The following is a 24,298-nucleotide window of genomic DNA, read 5'->3' as shown; positions in this document are numbered from 1 at the left end:
TAAGATCATTTCAGAACGGCGATAAATTACTTGCAGTTAAATGATCTTGCAATGAGAGTTTAACAATTTGTGACAATTAAATAGGGTTGGGAATATGTCCAAAGAGGGTATCACAGACAATAAGAATAAAGGAAATAAGGGCAAACTTATTGTCACCCTTATTATTCTTGTTCTATTAATAGGCGGCGGCATCTACTATTATCTTGGCTTGCAGCAAAAGAAAATAAATGCTGTTTTTGAACAATTGAAAGAGCAGGGGGTCGTATTTAAGGAATGGAAGAAAAATTCTGATAAAACCTATTCTCTTGTTGAGCCAAAATTGCAAGTTAGTGCAACTACGCAGCTTAATGTTGAAAGCTTTGATGTAGCACTCAAAGATGATGGTTTGCTGGATTTAACCCTAAAAAATGTCAGCTATAAAGGTGAGATTGTAGAAGTTGCTTTACCTACTATTTCCATAACTGGTTATAAGCTGAGTAAGGATGTTTTCGATGCTCGTCTCAAGGACAGGATGACGCCCTTTGCCTTGCATTTACTAAGCAATGATTTTAAATCAATGGTCGTTGATAATTCAGCGGTTAAAATAGCTTTTTCAATGGATGAAGTGGGAATAGGAGCTGAGTTTCATTTTAAAAAATACCAGCTTCTCGATTATTATAAAGGCATAGTTGGCACGCAAATTATTGATCAATATGAAATGACGGCCGACATTTTCATTGACAATGAGGCGGTGTCGCAGATTAAGCAGACATCGTCTCTTGAGCATATTGAAGCCCAGGATAACAATTTGCGATTGCAAATGTTAATGTGGTTTATTAACAATGATAAGCCTGATCAGCCTTATGAAAAAGTATCAGGCTCTATTACATATAAAAATTATAACACTGAGCAAGCCACCGCTGGATATATTATCCAAGGTCAAACCATTGAAGAGGTAACTATCGATGGTATTTCTTTGCGGTACGGTCAAAAAGCACCAGTTGATGTGGTTGATGATTGGATTGAGCTGACACGCGCGTTTTATAATGCGAGTGAAAAAGGTGAAAAATATGATGTCAGTTATCCAAAATTATTTGGTTTAATACGCGATAGCCTTTATCTAATCGAAATGGTCGGTCCTACTAAGCAAGTCGGTAAAAATTTATCTAATCACCAGCACTCTCCAGGTCTATGGCTAGAGATGAATGTTGATGAAATGTCACTCGACTATAAACCTTTTAATGTTGCGCTTCAATATAAGGGAATTATGGTCAATGGTAAATCTTCAGCAGAAGATAGTGATGAATTGCTGAAAGCTAAAATAGGACTGATTGGCTTTGTCGGCGTAGATTTTTCATCTCTATATGGTTTTGCTATTACTGAGCTAGATAAATTATCGAAACTTGAAAGGGTTCCTGACGATAGTAAACAGTATTGGTTGGGAGTATGGACTAATGCTGGTAAGATTTATCCCAGAATTGAACGCTTTGAAATAAAGGACTTTGATATAAAGGTACCAACCGTAGAAGCTGTAGTTAAATTTGATGAAATATCGCTTAACCATAAATATGCGGTATCTGGTCCAATCCCAACATCTATTGATTTTAAGATTGCTAATTACCAGCAATTCGTCAAAAACTTTATTTATTTGCCGGAGAGCCTTGGCTTAAGTGATGGATTCTTAAAGTTATCTACACACATTAAAGCTGACTGGGATGAAGAAAAAAAACAAATTTTACTTCATGATAGTTTTTTAGAAACAAATGTTTTCGGTCGTGTAGATGCAAGCGCAACCATTGGTCAAGTACAGCCATATCTGTTTTCAGGTAATATGATAGAAATGGCAGCTGCCGCATCGGGTTTAACTGTAAAAGATTTTAAAATTAGCATTGACGATAAGGGAAAGCTTAGCGCCTTTAAAGAACGCGTAGCAAAAGAAGAGGGCAGTTCTGTCGAAGAAGTTGGCTATGGTTTGATTTCAAGCTTGGTTCCTACCATGCAAAATTATATCGAAGATGGTGAAAATCGTGCTAGCGTCGTTGCGCCTATCGCAAAGTTTATCAACAATGGCGGTGTTATTGCTTTTGATGCAAAGTCAAAAACTAATTTTGGTGTTGGGATCCCAGGTTTAGCTATGATGGATTTAAGCAATAACCTTGATCCATTATGGTCACTATTTGATATTGCCGTCACTGTAAAATAAAACAGTTTTAAAGGCGTTGAATAGCCATTGGTGTGTTGTTAAAATTTCAACATACCAATGGTTTTTTTATGCTTTCAACGTTATTGTTTTGCTTGGTGGAATGAAGGGGAAGCAAATGCTAAGATTGCAGTATAATTTAAACGATTGTTACCTAGGTTTATTCGTGTTTTTCAAATTGATGCGCTTATCGTTTGTAGCCTTTTTTCTACTCGCTGCTTTTTGTTATCAATTTTCGCATGCAGCAACACAAAAAACCCAACCAATGCTTACCTTTTTGAAGCAAAATGGTTTATATTTCGACCATGTGGAGGAGCGTGATGACGGCGTAATAAGCATTAAAAACGCCTATCTTGCAGTTGGTCATAGCGCAAAAATTAATATCGAAACCTTGCTGATTATACCTAAAAATAATAGCCGATTTGATTTTGATATAAGCAATATAAATTATAAGGATAGTTTTGAATTTAATCTTAATAGTTTAAAAATTTCTGATTTAAAATTTGAAGAAGAATCTTCATCTCCGCTTAAATTATTATATTTTCCAGCTATTATAAATTCTTTCCTCAATATGGATATTAACCAAATTGATTTTGAGGAAATGTCGTTAATATCATCTATTGGTAATACCTCATATTCTATCAAATTTACGATGGATGCAGGTTCTTTTGAGATGGTATCAAAAGGCATCATACAATCGCAATATTTTTGGGGATCGGCGATTGAAATTGGCAAAAATTCGATTAGCTACGATAATAATTCTGTCAATTTATCAATCGACCATATAAATTTTCGTGATTTAAATTATTGGCAAGTTTTTGATTTGTTTTTCGCGCCCCACAACAATAAAAAAGATGCGCCTATCTCCATCGCGAAGAGTGCAAATATTCGTCACATAAATTATTACGATAGTCGCCAGAGTATTGATTTTGAAGAGGTTAATCTATCGCGGTTATTCTTACTGCAAAATCGTGAAACCCTTGCTGATTTAATTAATAATCAAATTGCTGTTTTAGCAATGAGTGATGTCGAGCGCGGTAAAGATGGCCAACCATTAGTTGAAGATCCTTTAGCAGATTATAAAAACATCAAATTAATGCGCAGCTATTTTTATCTTTTGGATATGGTTCAAGCTGTTGATTTGGATTTTGAAGACTATGTCAAAGAGTTCGAAGATGGTATGATGGAGTATCAGTTTATAATTAAAAATGGCAATATTTCCTATCAAAATAATAAGATTACATTGCAATTCAATCAAATTGATGATGTCGCTACAGATTTGGAGCATCCAAGATCAATAGTGCTTTTTAGCTTACCTCGTGAATGGCAAATTGATAAAGTTCAGGCCGAAAATATAGATTTGGCTAATTTCTACAATCTTATTGATGGCGAATTTTCTAGATTGTTGGATAAGGATGGTTTGAAGAAAAATGCTAATATTGATTATTCGAAAGTGCTTATATCCCAAATTTGGCAGAATTTTCCAAAAATTGATAGTTTTTCCATTAACAATTTAGCTTTATATGCCCCATCAAAATTTTTAAATGATAGTAACGATGCGTTCGTGCAAATTTTTAAGCTTGATAACGTATCATTGAAAAACGATTATGAAACCAGTGGACCCATTCCAACAAAAGTTGCATTTGAAATCGATAATTTTACACTTCCTAAAAAGATAATCAATCAAATGGATATGCCGCGATTTAAAGACTTGGCTTTAAATGTCAATTTACGCTTCGAGGCCACTTGGAATAGCAAGTTGAATGCCTTAAAAATTGATGATAGTTTTATTGAAAGCAAACAATTGGGTCATTTAACGGTTGGCGCTGAGTTTTCTAATGTTAATCAGTCATTATTTTCGGGGCGGCAAAAAGATATTTTTGCCAATTTATTCGATGTTATAGTCAATAAATTGGTTTTTCAGTATGAAGCACGTGGGTTGAAAGGTCGAAATCTTTTATACATCGCTGGGCTAACGGGCAGTTCAATGAATGAGCTTCAGATGAAGGGCGTTGTTAAGCAAATGCTCTTAGGGTTGCAATTAGAGGACAAAAAGGCTGAAAAATTTGCAAGTATTTACGATGCCTATATGCATGATGGCGATAGATTACAACTTAAACTGCAAGAAAAGCGAGCTAATACCGGATATATTGCGGTCTTGAGAACGGCTTTAGAGAAGGATATGCCATTGTTTTGGTCACTTTATGATATTGATTTTATATCAATTCCATAAATTGCCAATATTTATTTAAATTTCGATTTTGTATAGATCCCTAAAAAAACTGTTGGTGCCAGCCCCTTAAACTTAACCCTTATCTATGGCAGCCTCATTATTTAAACTTTGATTTTATGATCTTTTGATGATGAAGATCATGTTATTTTAGTTTGGGGCTGTACCATTTAATTAACCCATAAATTGCTTAACGCATTGTTTAATTTGTCTTAATTGCGATTGGGCCGATGGGTTATTGAAACGCCACTCACACTCCTTTAAAAATAGTCCAAAATTCTGTTTTGGTATACCATTAAATTTGCGCATATGGCGCTTGGCTTGGTTCCAAAAATTCTCAATGCCGTTGATGTGATTTCCCTTGTCTGCAAACAAGTTTGAATGGTTGATGCGATAATGTTTAAACTCTGATACATCCAAAGCATTATATCCACGCCAACAGTCGCTATAGACAATACTATCGGGCACAACTTTGCGTTTAATGATGGGCAATAAACTGGCACTTGATGCATCTGGAATAATCTTCGTATATACACGTCCACCGCGCTTGAGAAGGCCAAATACTGGAAATTTACCACCTGCTCCACGTCCACGATTGCCCTTGCGGTGACCGCCAAAATAACTCTCATCGACCTCAATCTCACCGTCAAAAACCTCACTCGCTTCTTGCTCTGTTTGATAGGCAATCAGCTCGCGAAGTCTTTGATAATAATAGGCAGATGTCTTGAAATTGACGCCAACTAAATCAGCTGCGCATCGTGCAGTTGTGCATGCTACAAAATGCTCCATCAATCGATCTTGTTTAGCTTTCGATAAGCGACTCTTTCTCATACTTATACCAGTAAACTTTCTCAGTTATCTGGTACAGCCCCTTTAGTTTTACCGATCAATTGTGGTTACTTATTGAGCTATATAACTTGGGCAAAAAGATCGATCTTGGTTGCAGCGACAGCTGCTTATTTATTGAAGCTGTCTTTAGAAGGCTCGCACCAATAGTCCTTGGCGTGATTTCCCAGAAGAGTTCGATAAATCTGATACAGTATTCAAGTATTTTGATGCGTGGTCACGCAAAAGGGAGAGCGATTATTTGAAGCCGTTTCAGGCGACACTGATATGGAATACGCCATGATTGATGCGATCATTGTTCCAGTCCATCGAAATGGATATGGCGCAAAGGGGGAACTTAAAATCAAGCTATAGGTATATCAAAGGGTGGGACGATAACCAAGATCCTCGTTTTCAGGGATGCTTTGGGCAATTTGCTACGGTTTCATCACTTACTAGGTCATTGTTTTGATACTATTGGCATTGCAATTCTTATAAAGGATTTTTAGTTTGGTGCTGTACTTGCCGATAAAGTCAGTAGTGCAAATTGGATTATTGAGGATATAAACAAACGACGCAGCAAAATTGTTATTGCACAAAGTACCAGACGTAAAAACAAGCTCATCATCGACTTGGAAATCTATAAATAGCGGCATTTAATAGAGAATTTCTTTTGTAAGCTCAAAGAGTTTAAATATATTGCTATGCGATCAGAAAAACTGATCAGAATTTGCAGCTCTCATTAAAATCTTGTGCTGCTGTCATAAATTCCAAATGAATATCAATACACTTCAGGCAAGCGTCTAAAATGTTAAGGCAGTGCAACCAAAGGATATAACTAAAGCGATATATGATGTTTTTAAAGTAAGTTGGTTATAATGCTAGATAGCTTAGAGATTAAAACGGAACGGTTTATTTAGCATTTTTGATAAAATAACAGGTGAGCTTAATGTTTAGGTTAATGAAGATAGAACTATTTATAATAGTGCAGGATAGACTACACTGAAGACATCAATGCTTAAAGGGTATTAAGCGAGATTGGCTATTCTCTAAGGTTTTCCGCGGTTGCACTAAGAATATTTGATAAATATCAAGGATTTTTTATATTAGAGTATTAATAATATTCTAATTACTGCAAAAAATTGCAGTCGACTGCAATTTCTTGCAGTCGGGTGTTTTTCTGTTTGTTTTCTGATGTTTAGGTGCATTTTTAGCTGTTTGCGGCCAAAAAAGACTGCAATTTTTTGCAGTTATTAGTATTTGCTAAATATTAAATATATGACGGTGATAATTTAATTTTCTTTTTATTTTCAATCACTTGTCATTTTATTTTTGTTATTGCTCCGAGTTGGCATGAAACTTGCTTTGTATTTACTGTGGGCAAGGGTTTTCATTTCTCCTTTGAACTTTCTTTGCTCACAGGACTGTTGGCTACCATCATTTTAAGCTCTCAATTGAGGGGGATTTAAGTGCCGTCAGTTTTTAAAATGTAAGTTTGTTTGTTTATATAAAAGGATAAAGAAATGCCAACACCAGCCTATATTAAAATCGAAGGTACAACACAGGGTCCAATCACTCAAGGTGCAGCGTCTGAAGATTCAATCGGCAATATCTGGCAAGAAGGCCATGAAGACGAAATCCTTGTTCAGGCCATTGATCATGTTGTAACCATTCCTCGTGATCCACAATCTGGTCAGCCTTCAGGTCAGCGCGTCCATAAGCCTTTCAAGTTCACAGCAGCTTTGAGCAAAGCAACCCCTTTGCTTTATAATGCGCTTACTTCAGGCGAAATGCTCAGCACCTGTGAAGTTAAATGGTATCGCACCAGCACATCAGGTAAGCAAGAGCATTTCTTCACCACCAAGCTTACCGATGCGATCATTGTTGATATTGATTGCAACATGCCTCATTGCCAAGACCCAAAAAATGCAGACTTTACCCAATTGGTAACAGTGTCTTTAAGCTATCGTAAGATTGAGTGGGAACATGCAGTTGCAGGCACATCAGGTGCTGACGATTGGCGTGCGCCTAAGGTTTAAGCCATTAGGCAAGGGATGAAGCGTTTATATGGGGTTAAAAAATAAACGCTTCACTTTTGCTTATCGCCCTCATTGATAAGATCAGAGCTATGAATGAGGGAAGAAGCATCGGTATGGCTTTGCGGGGCATAGTCATACCGATGATGTTAAGCCATTAGCTATGTGCTTAAGGCTTATTAAAATTAAATAATACTTTTTAAATAAAGACAATGGGGCTTTCGAGATGAATCCAATAATGCAACTTCCAAAACAATTCCAAGAGCAGGATATTGCCTTTAGCTATTGGATGAAAGAAGCGCCTAATGATACCTTTGTCGTCACTGCCTTTGCGGTCGATGAAGCGATCTTTGGCATGACCAGAATAGAAGTCATGCTTTCAAGCAGTGATGATAATATTGATTTGCAAGCCTTGCTTGATAGTCCGGGCACTTTAACCGTGCATCATAAATATATGGAAACCTTGCGCCATTTCTCCGGCGTTGTGGTAGAGGCTGAGCGCGGTGACAGAGGTCATCACCGTACCGCCTATCGTCTTGTTTTAATGCCAAGCCTTTATCGTTTGGATCATGGTTCTGATTGCCGTGTGTTCCAGACCAAAAAAGTTGGCGATATTGTTAAAGAACTCTTCTCAGAGCATGGCATTGAAAATGTCACATGGGATATTGATGAAGGTAGCCATGATGCGCGGGAATATTGCGTGCAATATCGTGAAAGCCATCTTGGTTTTGTTGAGCGTATTTTGGCCGAAGAAGGTATTTTCTATTACTTTGAGCATGACAAGGAAGGGCTGTTAAAGCTTATTATCTCCGACAAGCCCAATGTCTTGCATGATTGCCCAGGCTTAAAAGAGATTGAATATAATTCTCTCGCATCAGGATCAGTTAAGGGATTGTTTTGCTCATCGCTTTCTTATCGTGAGAAATTGCGCGCCACAACGGTTGTGCAGCGCGATTACACCTTCAAGAACCAGTCTACAATCAAGAGCATAAAGAACGCACCGCTAATCCTAATGGTGAAAAGCATGATTATGAGCTTTATGATTATCCAGGTCGTTATAAGAAGGATAGTGCCGGTAAAGCCTTCACCCGCTATAAGCTAGAAGCAACCCGTGTTGATGCGTCACTTGGCTATGGTGTATCCAATGCACCGCATTTGCTAACCGGTCATGCGATTACATTGTTTGAGCATCCCGATGATCGTTTAAATCAAAAATGGCGGCTCCTCACCATTCGTCATGAGGGCCTGCAGCCGCAAGCGTGGGGCGAGGATGCGCAAGGGGCAAGTATGGCTGATACCGGCATTGTTGCACCTGGCTTGCATGGCACAACGCTGTCGGGTTTAAGCTTTGGCACGACCTCATCGCATAGTCCTAATCTGCTCACCCAGAGCTTAAATCGCCGTATGAACCTTTCTATTCAAGGCAACAATAACGGTTCAGACAATGCCACCGTTTATGCCAATGCCTTTAGTGTTCAGCCATCGCATTTGCCTTACCGCGCACCGCAGACGGTGAAGCCACTCATCGATGGCCCACAGATTGCCACAGTGGTTGGCCCAGAGGGTGAAGAAATCCATACCGACCAATATGGCCGCGTTAAGGTTCACTTCCCTTGGGACCGCCACAAAGATCCAAAGGCAGAAGATTCATCTTGTTGGATAAGGGTGTCGATGAATTGGGGCGGTGGTAAATATGGTCATGTCGCCTTACCACGCATTGGTCATGAAGTAATTGTTGACTTTTTGGAAGGCGATCCCGATCAGCCAATTATCACTGGGCGAACCTATCATGCTAGTAACCAACCGCCTTATAAGTTACCAGAAAACAAAACCAAAATGGTTATCCGTTCTGATACACATAAGGGCGAAGGCTTTAACGAAATATCCTTTGAAGATGAAGCTGACCAAGAACAAATTTATATCTATGCCCAAAAGGATGAAACTATTGAAATTAATAATGATAAGTTAGAGCGCATCAGGCATGATGAAACCCGATATGTTGGCCATGATTATGAAGAAAATATTTCTAATAATAAAACTATTTATGTTCAAAATGAGCAGTCAACACAAATTGGTAAATCAAAACAACTGCATATTGGTGAAACCTTAAATCAATATGTTGAGCGTGATACAGTTTTTGAAACTGGCAATATATTAAAAGAAACGATTGGAGCTTCAAGGCTAATTGAAGTTGGCCGCAATCAAAAAGAAACAATACAGGGCGTTTATGAAATAATTATTGGTGATCGTTATATTGTTAAGACAGCAAATCTTAATATTGACGCTTCCTCAGGGATACAAATACGCGGTCCAGGCGGAAAAATTATTATCAACGAGAATTCAATCACGCTTGAATCTCCAACGATTAATTTAAAAGGCGCGGTTAATGTTGAAAATGGCTTTGCTGATTCAGTTGAAGCAATTAAATCCGCCATCAAAAATGAGCTACCAATGACAGCTGGGTGCATAGAAAGCACTCCCTCTAAATAATTTAATAGGTATATTATGAATTGCTATTTAGATACACCACCGGGACGGGACAACACTCTTGAGCAAGCAATTGAAAGACATAAAGCAATGGCTAATGCCGGGAGGAATTTGCGCATAGATGATAATGTTGTCTGTGACGGGACGAAATGCACAGGTAAAAGCGGTAGTGAGGAATGTCAAAAGCCGATCTGGTTAAATATTGCAATTCAGTATTTAGGTTTAAATGAGGGGGCAATGGCACATCAGGCGTGGATAATGTTCGAAAGTCAGGTGGAAAAAATGACGATGATGGCGATGGTCCGCGCTATGATTATAGCGACCGAACTGTTAAAGTCAATGAAGGCACACCAGATGAAAAAATATTTGAATATAATAGTGAAGGTGAAAGCAAGGATGTAAAAGAGTTTTTCAAAGAATCTGATAATTATAACGCTGGTTCAGGTGTGCGTACATATGATTCACCCCATGCTTGGTGCGCGGCCTTTGTGCATTATTGTTTTAAAAAATCAAAGGTTAAAGGATATTCACCTCCTAAGACAGGAAAGGATGAATACATTGTTTCATCGCCGCTCTGGCAACGAGATTGGGGAGATGTGGCAAACCCGCCATGTCTTGGGGCAGTAGCATATAGAATCGAAAATCATATGGGATTTATAGTCGGGAAAGGTATGGCTATCACCAATACACGTGATGAGATACGTAAGTACAATAAGGAGATAAAAGCATATTTGGCGATAAATAAAAAATTGCGGACAAATAAAGATTGTCCAAAGCCTTTAGTTCCTAAAGAACAAATGTGTTATTTTTTGTTGGGAGGTAATCAAAGTCAAGAAGTCAATATAACACCTTTCCCCATTGGAGATATTAATATTAAAAAAATTCAAGTGCCTAAAGGTTATAAATGGTGTAAAAAAGATGAACAACTGGAAGATACCAAATGGGTAAAATATTGGTATAGTCAAAATCCGGATAGAACTGTTAAAGGTTTTACTACAAGATAATTGCAGGGTTTTACGATGAAATATATCTTATATATTTTAATTTTCTTAAATATTATTTTTGTATCAACAGCTTTTGCTGAAGAAGTAATTGGTGGCCAGCACGACGTTAAGGTAGATGTTGGTTATGTTAAAGGCCATGTTGCAATTTATTCTTGTATGTCAACAACCTGCCGAAAACGTATTATTTTGCGGCCGCCCTGCATTGTTCCTGTGAGTAACCGCCAAACTGATGCAAAGGGTGATGAATGGTATGAGGTATCAAATTTTTATTGTTTCAGTAATTTATCAATTTCTATGTCTGGTTATGTGCAGGTTAAAGATATAGATATAGCTGAAATAAAAATGTTTGAGCCGACTATCGTGCCTGATTTAAGTTTTGGTAAATTTCCATCTATACCACATTTTCAAATTCGCCATTGTTTAGAGCCGCAATGCCCAATTGCGTTTGACTCTCAAAAAGATGATATCTACCAGTTTTTAATGGATTCATCCGAAGTATTTGAACCGGAAGTAAAGGCACGAAAAACATGTTTGTTAATAGTTCATGACAGCCCATTTATTAAAAAACAAAGTGGTGGTTGGATGCCTATTAGCAGTTCAAGTTGCCAAATTCGGCAAACAGATGAGTATTTGTTTACTAGTTTTATCAAATTTTTGGAAAATTAAATTTTAAGGCAAAAAATATGGATATTTTACGCAATATTTTAGTAATTTCAGTAATTTTTGCAACAAACCTTACTGCAAAAGCAAGTGATAAGGATGTGGAGTTCCCCTTTGTGTTTGAAATTAGAAGGGCGCTGCTAGATAGGCCTGCAGATATTTATGAATGCCCATCTGAAGATTGTAAAATTATACAAACAATACCGCAATATTGTGTCATTGAATATTACCATAAGGTTTTTGATGATGAAAAGGGCTATGATAATTTTATACGGATACAAAGCTACTCTTGCCTTAGAGTTTCTACAGTGAAAGATGAAGATCGCAATCAACGATTTGATGGGTATATAAAAGATGATAATACTTTATATCCCTTTAACACTTTTGAAGTTGTATCCTTTTCCGGAAGCCATCCTTCAAAAGTGATCAAGCCTTTTCAATACCGCAAATGCCGTGAAGAGACATGCCCAATTATATTTGATTCACGTAAAGATAATTTACAATCATTATTGGGTGAAAATTCTTGCACAATTTATGCTTATTCATCACCCTTTTTTGATAAATATGATGGTGGTTGGCTACCAACGATTTCTGCTTGTGATGCATTGAAAAAGGAGGGATTTGTTCGATTGTTAAATTAGCTTTTTAAAATACAAATTTAGAATAAATACAAAGCGTTAATTATATTATCTTGGTGCGCATATATGGAAAAAAAAAGATTTTTTTAAGCAACTTTTGAATTATTTGGAAGATGATAATTATAAGGATTATCATTTGATAGCTATTCTTGAAGCTGGTAAAAGTATCAATGGGCAAACTAGCGATTTAGTTGCTGCTGCAGGGTCTTATCAACCTTGCGAATATCAATGTATTTTACCGCAGAGTTTCAAAGAGGTATCACCTTATTTATTTGATTTAAGCAAAAACAATAATAATATCGATCCAACAATCACTCATTTTAACCAATGGTTATTCGACCAACCTAAATTTGCAGAATGGGGGATTTTTCTTATTTCTAAAGATAGTTTTTATACTATTTATAATGTCATAAGGCGATATATTAATATTGATTACACGAATAACAACATTAGAGCATATTTCAGAGTATTTGATCCACGCATCTTTTTCACTTTTTTCAAAAGCTTATCAAACGAGGATAAGCTTTCATTTGAGCAATGTTCAAAATCTATATTAGTGTTTGATTTTTATAATAAAAACAATATTTATACATTTTCTTTTTTAAATGAAGATATTACTTTTAATACTATAGAATTAGACAAAATAAAGGAAGAAAAATCTTTCGATTTTCTTTATCTTTTGACAAATTAACCTCTTTTAAAGTGTAAAAAAATGACTGCACAAAACATTAAAAGTCAAAATGATATTTCAACATCTTTCAAGAAAGAGCAATATAAGCTTTTTGTGTTTAGAACGGAAAATTTTATCAAAGAAGGATTTCCTTCACTTGTTGCAACACTAACTGAACAAGAGTTGGTTGCGATTGTTGAGGCTGTCCAAAAACGTGGCCAACGTTCAGATTTTTTAACTGAGCGAAATATATGGCATTATACAGTGTTTTGTATTTATCTTGGCATTTTTTTTGATGTAGATCCCCAATATGCTCAATATTTAGAGCAATATCATTGGGAAGATGGCTCTATTGATGTACGCATTGCCAATATGTATGATTTTATGAAGTTTTTTGTCCCTAGCATTGGTGATGATCATGGTCCATTTCATGAAAAGATAAATCAATTATCAAATTATTATCAAGAATTGACAATGAATAGGACTTTAGAACGAGCTGATCCAGTAAAACAAGCTAATGATTTTCTCGCTGTGTTTTTCGAGCGACGTTGGTCATTATTATCATCTGACGAGCAATTAGCCACAATTAATAACAACCTAGATATTGCTAAAAAATTGAATTTATCCGCAAATAATTCCATTATGTATACCGTAGCAGCTGTTTACTTTGGATATGGGTTTCATTTAAGCCCTATTTTCCCTTGGGCCAAATGTCTTTCAGAAACCACACATCGACGAACAAGAACGCATAAAGCGATTTTTGGTCGGCGCATCTAACTATTTTTCAAAAGTCATCCAAAATTCAGAATTCGAATAATTTTTTGCAAATAGTTCAATGTTATTTGAGGATCATGAAGATTTAATTTGGTTTCTTTTTATTTGTAGCGAAATAATTCCATGTTGGGCAGTTTAAATGTTAAAAATAGGGGCTGGCATAGATAAGGGTTAAGTATAATTATTTCGGGGCTGTACCATTTAATTAGCCCATAAATTGTTTAACCCATTGTTTGATTTGTCTTAATTGTGCTTGAGGCGATGGGTTATTAAAACGCCACTCACACTCCTTTAAAAATAGTCCAAAATTCTGTCTGGGTATACCATTAAATTTGCGCATATGGCGCTTGGCTTGGTTCCAAAAGTTCTCAATGCCGTTAATGTGATTGCCCTTGTCTACAAACAGTTTCGAATGATTGATGCGATAATGTTTAAACTCTGATGCATCCAAAGCATTATATCCACGCCAACAGTCGCTATAGACAATGCGTTTCCGCACAACTTTACGTTTAATGATGGGCAATAAACTGGCACTTGATGCATCAGAAATAATCTTCGTATACACAGGCCCACCGCGCTTGAGACACGCCAAACACAGGAAATTTGCCACCTGCTCCACGTCCACGATTCCCCTTGCGGTGACCGCCAAAATCACTCTCATCGACCTCAATCTTACCGTCAAAAACTTCACTCGCTTCTTGCTCTGTTTGATAGGCAATCAGCTCGCGAAGTCTTTGATAATAATAGGCAGATGTCTTGAAATTGACGCCAACTAAATCAGCAGCGCATCGTGCAGTTGTGCCTGCTACAAAATGCTCCATTAATCGATCTTGTTTAACTTTCGATAATCGGCTCTTTCTCATACTTATACCAGAAAACTTCCTCAGTTATCTGGTACAGCCCCCTTTTCCATTACGTTTTAACAATTCGAATACGGGTGTTTTCCCACCAGCTCTGCGCTCTCTTTTGCCTTTACGCCCCCCACCAAAATAACTCTCATCAAGTTCAATTGCATCTCACATGAGTTCGGGGGGCTTGTTCAAGGCGGGAGGCTATTTCCTCTCGCAGCTTGTGGAAATAAAGGGTCGCTGTGTTCCTGTTTACTCCTGCTAAAACGGCAGCAGAACGAGCCGTTGAGCCTACTACGAAATACTTAATGAGTTCTTCTTGTTTTACGTCGCAAAAGACGACTTTTGCGACGTAACTTATCCATTTGACACCATTATTTTTTTAGCCATCTATGCCAGCCCCAAGATTTATACAGCAGTGCTTATAGCCAGTATATCGACTTTTTTAATAACATCATCTCATTCGCAAGATTGCAAGCCAATTGCATAGGTGCTCAAAAGCTTTAACTGAAACAAAATGTTTTAGTTAAATTTTGCTAAGAAGAGGTTTGCACTTATTATGATAAAAATCCTGCAAATGAAAAAGCCTAGCCTTATATTGAAATTGTTGCCAACCATGAATTTATGGAAGAACAGTAATGCGTTTATGAAGTTAACACGCTAACAACCAACGCATTTAAGCAAATTGAAAAAAATTATAAGGCTAGTAGATATGATGGCGATAATGAAGGCGAGTAAGGCGCGTTTTTGTTCATGGCCAAACCACTTCCATGATAAAAGCTAGTCAATTGTCGGCGAAGTTTCGTTAAAGATTCGCTCTTCAAGCCTATCAAGTACATTTAAAATAAGTGAAAATAATAACAAATTTAACTGCGCTCAAAAGGATCAATGCGCTGGATTAAAACACATTTTCGCGCCAATTGCTACAAAACTGCCACAAATTTAAAATTGAACAAGAAAAATGATGTCGTTATTTTATTGATCGTTGTGAGGTTTTCTGCGAACGTTTTGCGAACGCCTTATTCTGGTTGCCATATCTTGCAAATCTTCATTATTGACATGGGCATAAATACCCCAAATCGTTTGCTCACTCATTGCCATATGTGCAGATATATTAGGTATTTTTTCTCCTCTTTGTGCCAATTCACTTACGCGAGTGTGACGCAAAGTATGGGGAGTAACGTCATGTAAGCCGGCGCGTCTAGCTGCCGCTCGAAACCCTTTTTCTATGTGTCTTACGGGATTAGAGGGGGTGTTTTTCTGGTGAAATATGTATTGAGATAACCTGCCATATTTTTTTATCGTCTAAATAGAAAATCGCGTAATTTAGGAGGATAGGTATCCGCGCACGGTGATTATTTCCCCGATCGACTTCAAGATCTCGAAAATCCAACATATTAGTGACAAAATTAACTTGTTCCCACTTTAAATTAAAAATTGCCGATTTGCGTGCACCAGAATAATAACCAATAATAATAAATAAGCTTAACGTAAATTTCGAACTGTATTCCCTTCGCGCTTCACGCAACAGCTGAGCAACTTCATCACGTGTCAAATAACATTCTTTTCTACGAGTATTAAGCGGTATTTTGGGAAAATTAAATGCATGTAGTCGGCTCATCACCACTGCATGATTAATTGCGGAGCGAAGATCTGTAAGCTCGCGTTTTAAGGTTCCAGATGCCCTTTTATTTACGGTACAATAACGGCGTATGTTTTCGACATTGATATACGATACGACATTATCACCCCAAAAATTTAGCAAATGCTCCATTGAATAACTCAAACGCTTTGCGCTAGGCTGACCAATTTTGAAACGTGCATAATCATCTAGCACTTGGAGGATAGGCATTTCAGATGGTAGCAAACAAGAAGTCTGCCCATAGCTATGCGTTCGATTAATAAAATTTGCTAAGTATTCCTCAGCCTTTTTAAGGTTATCCTCGCCTGTTGAGACGTACACAAATTTTCCTGTTTTTGCATCCTTGTAGCGGACATAGTAGTATTTGGATTTTTCGATCTTTCCAGATTTACTATTCCGTCGTGTTTTTCTGACAAGCTTTGTGCCTTCGTAATATCTTGACATGGCTCAAACATATTCCTTTTTATATAATCATTCAGTGCATCATCAGGAATATAATAATTTCCGTCGGTTCTAATGTGTTTGAGAAGTCCGGCTGTTAATAAGCGCCTTATTCGGCTTTCAGACCAACCACTAATCCTTGATAACTCTCTTGGAGAATATAATTTTGGAATTTCCATCTCGACTCCTACCTAAAAATAATATAAAAAAGATAACAATAGAAAACAAAACAACACAAAAGTTATCTTTTTTATACTTTAGGGATTTTTTGATACCTTGTCAACATTATTGAATAGAATTGGTGATAGATTGCGAGAAGCACGCAACAAAACCGGTTACACGCAAGCTAAAATTGCTGCAAAACTCTATATAGCTGACCGCACTTACAAGTTTTACGAACTTGGCCGCCGGGAAATTCCTATATCTACAGCTCTTAAGTTCTGTGAAATATGTGCCGTTGCCCCCGAATGGCTTTTATTAGGGAATGGCGTTATGGACACAATAAATGACGTAGATATTAGAGAAAAAACTATAGAAGCATTGCTTGATGCAATGAATGCGGAAATTACTATAAAACAAAAACATATTCCCGCTCATCAATTTGCCAAGCAAGTATCATATATAATTAGGCAATCAACAGAAAAAAACACCTCAATCGAGGAAGAAGCAAAATCATTAGCTAGCATCATTATCAACTAAGGTTATTAATATGAACCAGTTAGAATTTGAAATCGAAATCAATAAATTTGCTAACAGTATTCGCCGCATAGGTTTGATAGCCTGCGTTTTAGGTTTGTTTTTCCTACCTTTATCCTATTTTTTAATGCCAGTTTTGTTTGATATTTCATTAATCATTTTTAGCTTTATGATTTATTTTGGCATAGTACTTTTAGTAATTGGAGATTTACTGTGGCGTATCATTTTGAGAAATGGTGAAATCAATAAGCAATATATTACCGAGCTCTTGATTTTAAATTGTTAAAATATTTTTTCGAGAATAAATATAAAAAGTAAATCCTAAATAGTATCATCATACGAATTAAAAATATTTTTATACTGGGACATAGACCAATAATTTACATCAAAAAATCGCTTAGCATTCTGGACTGAAATAAAAGTAAGCTTTTAAATCTACCACTCATCATAAGGCTTCACGAGATACAATCAATGAGCGCCGCTTTATCCATGTGCGGCCAGATCATATCAATCATCGCTAGACCTTTGTTTGTTGGGAAAGTGATCTTGTCATCTGCAATAGAAACCGCGCACTTCTGGTTATGCTCCTTATTGGTTATCCATGAAAGAAAAAGCCGTATTCAACCGCAGGTAAGTCAATCCGTAACATAGATAATGATATGACTTTTGCCAAACATGATCTGTTAGCCAAAAGCTCAAACCTAAAACACAAATTCTGTGATGCATATGCCTCACGTTAAAAAATCGGCATTGAAAATATCAACGTACATATCAGGCGATGACTGGTAGGTTACACCAATTAGGATGCTATAATCGACAACGATATCGAGGACATTATCATCACCATAAACACAACACCAAAAAAATACCTCAACTTCAAAACATCAATTCAAGCTTTCATGAAAAAAATTGAATCTGATATCAAATTATGCTTTTAATAATACAGTGTTGCACTTCACGGTGGATCCAAGCTTGAATAGTTTTAAATCCATTATATCAAATAAAATGATAGAATTATATTTTTAATATTATATGATATTTGTATATTATTAATACTTACTATCAATGATGTTATCATCTCGAGGTTATAATGAAGATTACCAAGATTGAAGCTAGCAATTTCCGTTTACTGAAAAAATTCAGTCTTAGTTTAGAAAAAGAGCTTTCGGTTATTATTGGCAAAAACAATTGCGGTAAAACATCGCTCTTACTCCTTCTTGATAAATTTTTAAATAATCCAAGTGCTAACTCATTCTGCTTTGATGATTTTAGCATTGATTGTGCGAAAAATTTTAAGGAGAAAATTTTAAATGATGTAAAAGCAGTTAGTCCCCCCACAGGCGATCAACCAGATTTACCAAAAATTTCACTGCGACTGTTTATTGAGTATGAAGATAGCGACGATTTAAGCAATATTGGCAAAGGCCTTATTATGTCGCTGGATCCCAATAATAAAACAATACTTTTATCCTTTGAATATTATATATCACCAGAAAAATACATAAATCTAATTGAAAGCCTAAAAACCTACCAAGAAGCCCTAAATAAGGTTAAAATTGACAATTCCGAAGATGGTAAAATTTTAGAAGAAAACAACAAGAAAATATTTAAATTTTTAAAAGACAATTTTGAATATTATATATCACCAGAAAAATACATAAATCTGATCGAAAGCCTAAAAACCTACCAAAAAGCCCTAAATAAGGTTAAAATTGACAATTCCGAAGATGGTAAAACTTTAGAAGAAAACAATAAGAAAATATTAAAATTTTTAAAAGACAATCAAGCCAAATTTTTTAAAATTTCAAAAAAGAGTTTAGCATATGCAGATGGTGAAATTGATGAAACACATTTTACTGATTTAGATAGCCCCAAAATCTCATTAGCACCGATTATTTCTTTTAAGTATATTGGAGCAAAACGAAATGTCGATAATAAGGATAGCGATCGTAATTTATCGCTCTTATCGGCAAAAATTTATAATGCTCTTGCAGACCAAGATAACCACGGCGATCATGTCACACAATTGCAAGCCCAATTAAGCGAAATGGATGTAGAATTAGGCGAAACCTATGATACGGTTTTTAATCCATTATTGGAAAATATAAAAAAATTTGGGGGCATAAAAGAAGATGATAGCAGTATAAAAATTGCATCATCGCTTAATGATAGGGATCTGTTAAGCAAAAATACAGTTGTAACTTATGTTGCAGGAACAGACCATTCGCTGCCAGAATATTATAACGGTCTTGGTTATATGAACCTTATTAGCATGATTTTAGATGTTGCCCATCATTTACAAGCGTTTAAAACTGCTAATAAAAATAAGCCGGCCGATTTAAATTTGTTTTTTATTGAAGAGCCTGAGGCCCATACGCACCCGCAAATGCAAGCGGTCTTTATAAAAAACATCAAAACACTTTTAAAAAAAGAAGTTAACAATAGCTATAACTTGCAAACCATTTTAAGCACCCATTCGCCGCATATTGTCGCTGAAAGCGATTTTGATGACATTAAGTATTTAAAACGCAATGATCATTTTATTACCTGCAAAAACTTAAAAGATTTAGCCAAATATTATAAAAAAGATGAGGACAGCTATCGGTTTTTAAAACAATATCTCACTCTTCATCGCGCAGATTTGTTTTTTGCCGATAAAGCAATATTTATTGAAGGTGACACAGAGCGCATTTTATTGCCCGCTATGATGAAAAAAATAGATGCCACACTTTCCGAGGGAGCGCTAGCACTTCTATCTCAAAATATATCGATCATTGATATTGGCGGCAGTCATTTTCATTTATTTGATAAATTTATCAATTTTATTGGAATTAGAACATTAATAATCACTGATCTCGATACAGTTTTGAAAAAAGCTGGTGAGAGCAGACCAAAGGCCTGCCCAGTTAAAGAAACTGATGCAGCCATAGGCAATCCAACCCTAAAATCTTTCTTTAAAATAGGACTATATAGCGAGTTAGGCTCCAATACAGTATTTAAAGCGGTTGAAAAAAAAGTAAAAAAGATAACTGAATTAAATTGGAAAACGGATGCTAAAGGCATTGTCAAATGTAGCTTCCAAACCGAAGAAAGTGGTTATTGCGGGCGCAGTTTTGAAGATGCATTCATACATATAAACCGATCATTTATTCAAAATGCGGTAATTAAAGATCGATTTACACAGAATTTCCGAGTGAGCGAACTTGATGAAATTCGAAATAACAATGATTTTGATGCTTATACTGTGACAAGTGACATTAAAAAGAAAGCTGCTTTTGCCATTGATATTTTGCTTCATAGTGCTGCAAGCTGCCCTGATAACAGTGATTGGTAAACGCCATCTTACATAGAGGAGGGCTTAAAATGGCTGCAACTAAATTAGACCCTCAAAGTGAAGAAGATCACATTTTTGATATCGTACAAAGCGGAAATAATTTCTTATTAAGCGGCGGCGCAGGCAGCGGCAAAACCTATTCGCTAGTCCAAATTATTAAAAAAATATTAACAGCCAATCCGCAAGAAAGAGTTGCGGTGATAACATTTACCAATGCCGCCACAAATGAAATCAAAAGCCGTATTGAGAACTCCAATGTATTTATCAGCACTATACATGAATTTTTATGGAATAATATTAAGCCATTTCAACGAGAAATGAAATTAGCTTTAAATGAATTAGCGCAAATTGAAATTGCTGAAAATGCACTTATTGCAAATGAAGATGATAAAAAGAATCAATTCAAAGATTTTGATGAGACAATACTTGGCAATAACGCCATTGAATATAAGGGGTTTAAACGCTTAAATGAGGGAATCATTTCCCATGATGAAGTGTTGGCTATCGCCAAACACTTATTTAAGAAATATACTAAATTATGCGCAATAGTAAAAGATAAATATCACTATATTTTCCTAGATGAATATCAAGATACGGCTCCTTTAGTCATTGAAATTTTGCTTAAACATTTGCAAGAAAAAAAAAGCCAAAAGAAAAACATCATTGGCCTTTTTGGTGATGCTATGCAATCCATCTATGATGAGGGGGTTGGCAATCTTGATGATGGTGATGCTAACAGCATCACAAGCTATATCAAAGACAAAGTTCTTCAAAAAGTCGAAAAACGTCAAAATCGCCGCAATCCGCGTCTTGTTTATGAGCTTGGCAATCAATTGCGGAGAAATTTTGATGGCTTAAATCAAATTCACTCCGATGATCCAAATGCACCTAATATGGTGAGAGAGCAAATTAACCCCACGGTTAAAGAAGGATCAATAAAATTCTACTATTCGCCTTCGTCGACAGCGACGTCCGCCGAAATTTTACAAGCTGACGATCATTTAAAAAAGCTCAAGAAAACCTTAGGCTGGTCGTTTAACAATGCTAAAACAACTAAAGAGTTAAACCTTACGCATAATCTTATTGCTGCACAGGTAGGATTTGTAAGCTTAATGGAAGTTTATAATAATAATAAAATATTGGACTATAGAAACCGCGTTAAAGATTTTATTAGAGAGCATGGTCTAGATGTAAATAATCTTGGCCAAACATTTGGTGATGTGATTGGTGCATTGGAAACGAAATATAAGGCCGAAAAAACAATGTTAACTAAAATACAACCGACAGCGACCCAACAGAATTATATTCAAAACAATCCCGACCTATTTAAAAATGCTCGAAGTCAACCAGTGGAGGCATTTTTTAAACTCTATACCAGAAAAGAGCAATTGATTAGTGATTTTGGTGAAAATGAAGACGGCACACAAAATAGCCAATCGCAAAGAGATGCCTTGATCGAGCATTTATTTAAAATACAAAGCCTTATTTCACTTACAGAAAAACAAAATTATAATGCATTTATGCGAAAGACTGACTTTAAAATTACTAAACATGAAGATCGAAAAAAATTACAAAATTTTATCGATATTCTAAAAAATAATAGTGGCAGTCAAACTATTGGCGCGGTTATCGATGATGCTGATAAATATGGTCTATGTCGCAAAGATGATAATTTTTATGATTTCATCAAAAATAAAAGCTTCATTTTTGAAAGTATAAAGACATTAAGCTATTCACAATTTATCAAGCTTTATGATTATGTAACCGGTGGTACTTCATTTTCTACCCAGCATAAAACCAAAGGTGCGGAATTTGATAATGTTTTAGTAGTCTTAGATAACGGCAAGTGGAATAACTATAATTTTAAAAAACTTTTCGGTGACGATACCAATAGTGCAGGCAAAATTTTACCAAATGAAACAGTAAAAAAAAGAACTGCACGGCTATTTTATGTCTGTTGCACAAGGGCAAAAGAAAACCTTGTTTGCTATTATCATCAACCATCAAATGCGGTTTTAAAAACTGCCAAAGAATGGTTCGGTGAAGATAACGTCATTGATATAACCACAATTTAGCAAGTTTGGCATATTAAAATTTGCTTTAATATGTCAAATTTATCACTATAGATTTTTGAGCTTTGTTTTTCAAATAATCCTCATAAAGCATCGGCAAATACTTGTTAATCCATTCACCAAAGGCTTTGCTTTATTTTGGACTATTAATCTTAGTACTTAGTGATTTTTAAATGGAAGTGCAGCACACTCACGTAATATGCTATTGCTCTGTTTGCAAACTGGGAGTATTGCCATGATATCTTATTCTTTTTCATATTTTGAAGAAAGATCAGAAATCCAGTTTTTACATATTTCAGGTTATAGTTTGAACGCGATTGTAAAACGCAGTCACGTCATCGTTCAACGATTTGCCACGAGATCAATCGCAATCGCCTGACACATACCGGTTATTCTCCCTTGTGACATAAGCGGACTACCTGCAACATCGCCAAAGGTTGTGCCTTCTGGAAAAGGACAGCGCCTTGAATACGTTTGTTGTTGAGCGCCTGTCGCAAGGCTGGTCACTGGAACAGATCAGCGGCTGGCTGAGGGAAGGCAAGGCGAAAGACCTATGTGCCATTACTTTTGAAACTACCTAAAGCATTGTCTCATGCACTTTTCAGAAAGTGCACAAGTTATGGAAATATCTCATGCGCCAACCATCATAAGATCAAAAAACAATGTGCTAAGACCTGCATGACAAAATAAGGCTTCACGCGATAGGATCAATGAACGCCGCTTTATCCATAAGCGGCCAGATCATATCAATGATCGCTCGACCTTTGGTTATTGGGAAAGTGATCTTGTCATCTGCAATAGAAATCGCGCGCTTTTGGTTATCCTCCTTATTGGCTATCAATGAGAGAAAAAGCCGTATGCAACCTCAATCCGTAACATAGATAATGAAATGACCTTTGCCAAACATAATCTGTTAGCCAAAAGCTCAAACCTAAAAAACAAATTCTATGATGCATATGCCTCACGTCAAAAAATCGGCGTTGAAAATATCAACGTACATATCAAGCGATGACTGGTACGTTACACCAATTAGGATGCTATAACCGACAACGATATCGAGGACATTATCATCACCATAAACACAACACCCAAGAAAATGTCTCAGCTTCAAAATATCACTTCAAGCTTTCATGAAAAAATTTGAAACTGATATCAAATTATGCTTCAAATAATTTAGTTCTGCACTTCACGATAGCTTCTACCAAGACTAGAAAATTTGATATTTATGATTACAAATTATAACACCTTTAAAGCGTGCATTGCTTGATTGTTCTTAGCTAATTGCCGGATAGGTAAAGATCATTCATAAATCTGCGATTTTATCGAAAATTGATCTTTGCAAAACACGAAACTCTGTCATCATATTCTGTAATATCGCTTGGGGATGAACCTTTTCCGCCATTGGTGACCAGCCATAGCTTTAATAGCCCTGCTACCTGTCCTAGATCGCCATGTAATGAAACGAGTGGTTTAATTGCATGATAATCCATGGGAGCCCTGATCTGTTCCAACAAACCTGTGCTTCGTAAATACATAGATAGAGACATGCATGCAAGCTGAGCATTATTTTCAATATTTTTCTTCTCTTCTTCCGTACACCAAACCTTGATATGACAACTACGTGGTCGTGTCATTAAAATCTCCTTTATTGCGGCAGCAATTAAACCTCGTAGAGCAAGAAAACTGTTGAGCATTTCATGCGAATAACAGGAGTAATGTTTCGGCTGTAGGCCTACATTACACATCTTGCCAATTTTTTTTA

20 protein-coding genes and 4 pseudogenes are annotated in these 24,298 nt (G+C 36.2%); 16 read left to right on the top strand and 8 right to left on the bottom strand.

Going from position 1 to position 24,298, the window contains the following annotated elements; all coding sequences use genetic code 11:
• Nucleotides 1–94: 94 nt before the first annotated feature.
• Together H3299_RS08670 and H3299_RS08665 are read left to right on the top strand one after the other, a co-directional pair.
• Nucleotides 95–2,182: a hypothetical protein gene (locus H3299_RS08670; protein WP_182417292.1), complete on the top strand. Its 2,088-nt coding sequence runs from the start codon at nucleotides 95–97 to the stop codon at nucleotides 2,180–2,182.
• Between the two features lie 262 nt (nucleotides 2,183–2,444).
• Nucleotides 2,445–4,412 (top strand): hypothetical protein, encoded by a 1,968-nt coding sequence (locus H3299_RS08665; protein ID WP_182417291.1) that lies wholly within the window; start codon nucleotides 2,445–2,447, stop codon nucleotides 4,410–4,412.
• Nucleotides 4,413–4,583: 171 nt separating this feature from the next.
• Here the strand turns inward: H3299_RS08665 and H3299_RS08660 are convergent, their stop codons facing one another.
• Complete coding sequence (locus H3299_RS08660) at nucleotides 4,584–5,240, bottom strand: IS1595 family transposase (RefSeq protein WP_182417290.1); 657 nt, start codon at nucleotides 5,238–5,240, stop codon at nucleotides 4,584–4,586.
• A gap of 228 nt (nucleotides 5,241–5,468) precedes the next feature.
• On the opposite strand from H3299_RS08660, the gene H3299_RS08655 reads away from it, so the two are divergent.
• The 10 genes and pseudogenes from H3299_RS08655 to H3299_RS08615 all read left to right on the top strand — a co-directional run bounded on the left by H3299_RS08655 (nucleotide 5,469) and on the right by H3299_RS08615 (nucleotide 13,506).
• Nucleotides 5,469–5,609: a transporter gene (locus tag H3299_RS08655; RefSeq protein ID WP_182417289.1), complete on the top strand. Its 141-nt coding sequence runs from the start codon at nucleotides 5,469–5,471 to the stop codon at nucleotides 5,607–5,609.
• 1,148 nt (nucleotides 5,610–6,757) lie between these two features.
• Nucleotides 6,758–7,273 (top strand): Hcp family type VI secretion system effector, encoded by a 516-nt coding sequence (locus H3299_RS08650; RefSeq protein ID WP_182417288.1) that lies wholly within the window; start codon nucleotides 6,758–6,760, stop codon nucleotides 7,271–7,273.
• Nucleotides 7,274–7,496: 223 nt separating this feature from the next.
• Nucleotides 7,497–8,372, top strand: a complete 876-nt coding sequence (locus tag H3299_RS08645) for a type VI secretion system tip protein TssI/VgrG (protein ID WP_182417287.1) — start codon at nucleotides 7,497–7,499, stop codon at nucleotides 8,370–8,372.
• Nucleotides 8,321–8,458: pseudogene (locus H3299_RS15730) on the top strand (hypothetical protein); the annotation flags it as partial. The gene H3299_RS08645 and the pseudogene H3299_RS15730, both read left to right, overlap by 52 nt.
• Before the next feature lie 99 nt (nucleotides 8,459–8,557).
• Nucleotides 8,558–9,760, top strand: coding sequence for a type VI secretion system tip protein TssI/VgrG (locus tag H3299_RS08640; RefSeq protein WP_182419712.1), 1,203 nt, complete (start codon nucleotides 8,558–8,560; stop codon nucleotides 9,758–9,760).
• A 248-nt stretch (nucleotides 9,761–10,008) separates the two neighbouring features.
• A complete protein-coding gene (locus H3299_RS08635) occupies nucleotides 10,009–10,761 on the top strand; it encodes a hypothetical protein (RefSeq protein ID WP_182417286.1) in 753 nt (250 codons plus the stop codon).
• A 15-nt stretch (nucleotides 10,762–10,776) separates the two neighbouring features.
• Nucleotides 10,777–11,427 carry a hypothetical protein gene (locus tag H3299_RS08630; RefSeq protein ID WP_182417285.1) on the top strand — a complete coding sequence of 217 codons (651 nt, stop codon included), beginning with the start codon at nucleotides 10,777–10,779 and terminating at the stop codon, nucleotides 11,425–11,427.
• Nucleotides 11,428–11,444: 17 nt separating this feature from the next.
• Nucleotides 11,445–12,062: a hypothetical protein gene (locus tag H3299_RS08625; protein WP_182417284.1), complete on the top strand. Its 618-nt coding sequence runs from the start codon at nucleotides 11,445–11,447 to the stop codon at nucleotides 12,060–12,062.
• Nucleotides 12,063–12,195: 133 nt separating this feature from the next.
• A complete protein-coding gene (locus H3299_RS08620; RefSeq protein WP_182417283.1) occupies nucleotides 12,196–12,750 on the top strand; it encodes a DUF4123 domain-containing protein in 555 nt (184 codons plus the stop codon).
• Between the two features lie 21 nt (nucleotides 12,751–12,771).
• Complete coding sequence (locus H3299_RS08615) at nucleotides 12,772–13,506, top strand: hypothetical protein (RefSeq protein ID WP_182417282.1); 735 nt, start codon at nucleotides 12,772–12,774, stop codon at nucleotides 13,504–13,506.
• A gap of 202 nt (nucleotides 13,507–13,708) precedes the next feature.
• Here H3299_RS08615 and H3299_RS08610 read toward each other — a convergent pair.
• From H3299_RS08610 to H3299_RS15810, 5 genes and pseudogenes are all read right to left on the bottom strand, one after another.
• Nucleotides 13,709–14,366, bottom strand: a pseudogene (locus tag H3299_RS08610) (IS1595 family transposase).
• Nucleotides 14,367–14,408: 42 nt separating this feature from the next.
• A pseudogene (locus H3299_RS15675) lies at nucleotides 14,409–14,716 on the bottom strand (IS1595 family transposase); the annotation flags it as partial.
• A 610-nt stretch (nucleotides 14,717–15,326) separates the two neighbouring features.
• Nucleotides 15,327–15,581: a tyrosine-type recombinase/integrase gene (locus tag H3299_RS15815; RefSeq protein WP_371739840.1), complete on the bottom strand. Its 255-nt coding sequence runs from the start codon at nucleotides 15,579–15,581 to the stop codon at nucleotides 15,327–15,329.
• 13 nt (nucleotides 15,582–15,594) lie between these two features.
• Entirely contained in the window at nucleotides 15,595–16,437 is an 843-nt protein-coding gene (locus H3299_RS08600; protein WP_182417281.1) for a hypothetical protein, read from the bottom strand.
• Nucleotides 16,438–16,460: 23 nt separating this feature from the next.
• Nucleotides 16,461–16,613, bottom strand: a pseudogene (locus H3299_RS15810) (hypothetical protein); the annotation flags it as partial.
• Between the two features lie 97 nt (nucleotides 16,614–16,710).
• Here H3299_RS15810 and H3299_RS08595 point away from each other — a divergent pair.
• The 4 genes from H3299_RS08595 (at nucleotide 16,711) to H3299_RS08580 (ending at nucleotide 22,539) form a co-directional block, all read left to right on the top strand.
• On the top strand, nucleotides 16,711–17,133 hold the full coding sequence (locus tag H3299_RS08595) for a helix-turn-helix domain-containing protein (protein WP_182417280.1): 423 nt from the start codon (nucleotides 16,711–16,713) through the stop codon (nucleotides 17,131–17,133).
• A 10-nt stretch (nucleotides 17,134–17,143) separates the two neighbouring features.
• Nucleotides 17,144–17,416 (top strand): hypothetical protein, encoded by a 273-nt coding sequence (locus H3299_RS08590; RefSeq protein WP_182417279.1) that lies wholly within the window; start codon nucleotides 17,144–17,146, stop codon nucleotides 17,414–17,416.
• A gap of 804 nt (nucleotides 17,417–18,220) precedes the next feature.
• Nucleotides 18,221–20,464 (top strand): AAA family ATPase, encoded by a 2,244-nt coding sequence (locus H3299_RS08585; RefSeq protein WP_182417278.1) that lies wholly within the window; start codon nucleotides 18,221–18,223, stop codon nucleotides 20,462–20,464.
• A gap of 29 nt (nucleotides 20,465–20,493) precedes the next feature.
• Complete coding sequence (locus H3299_RS08580) at nucleotides 20,494–22,539, top strand: UvrD-helicase domain-containing protein (protein WP_182417277.1); 2,046 nt, start codon at nucleotides 20,494–20,496, stop codon at nucleotides 22,537–22,539.
• Nucleotides 22,540–22,878: 339 nt separating this feature from the next.
• On the opposite strand, the gene H3299_RS08575 is transcribed toward H3299_RS08580, so the two are convergent.
• Together H3299_RS08575 and H3299_RS08570 are read right to left on the bottom strand one after the other, a co-directional pair.
• Nucleotides 22,879–23,043: a hypothetical protein gene (locus H3299_RS08575; RefSeq protein ID WP_182417276.1), complete on the bottom strand. Its 165-nt coding sequence runs from the start codon at nucleotides 23,041–23,043 to the stop codon at nucleotides 22,879–22,881.
• A gap of 812 nt (nucleotides 23,044–23,855) precedes the next feature.
• Nucleotides 23,856–24,170: a conjugal transfer protein TraJ gene (locus H3299_RS08570; RefSeq protein ID WP_246708047.1), complete on the bottom strand. Its 315-nt coding sequence runs from the start codon at nucleotides 24,168–24,170 to the stop codon at nucleotides 23,856–23,858.
• Nucleotides 24,171–24,298: the final 128 nt, after the last annotated feature.

The organism is Bartonella sp. HY038, assembly GCF_014117425.1.
Classification (GTDB): Bacteria; Pseudomonadota; Alphaproteobacteria; order Rhizobiales; family Rhizobiaceae; genus HY038.
Note: the sequence above shows the minus strand (reverse complement) of the source record. Positions and strands in the feature narration are given on the sequence as shown.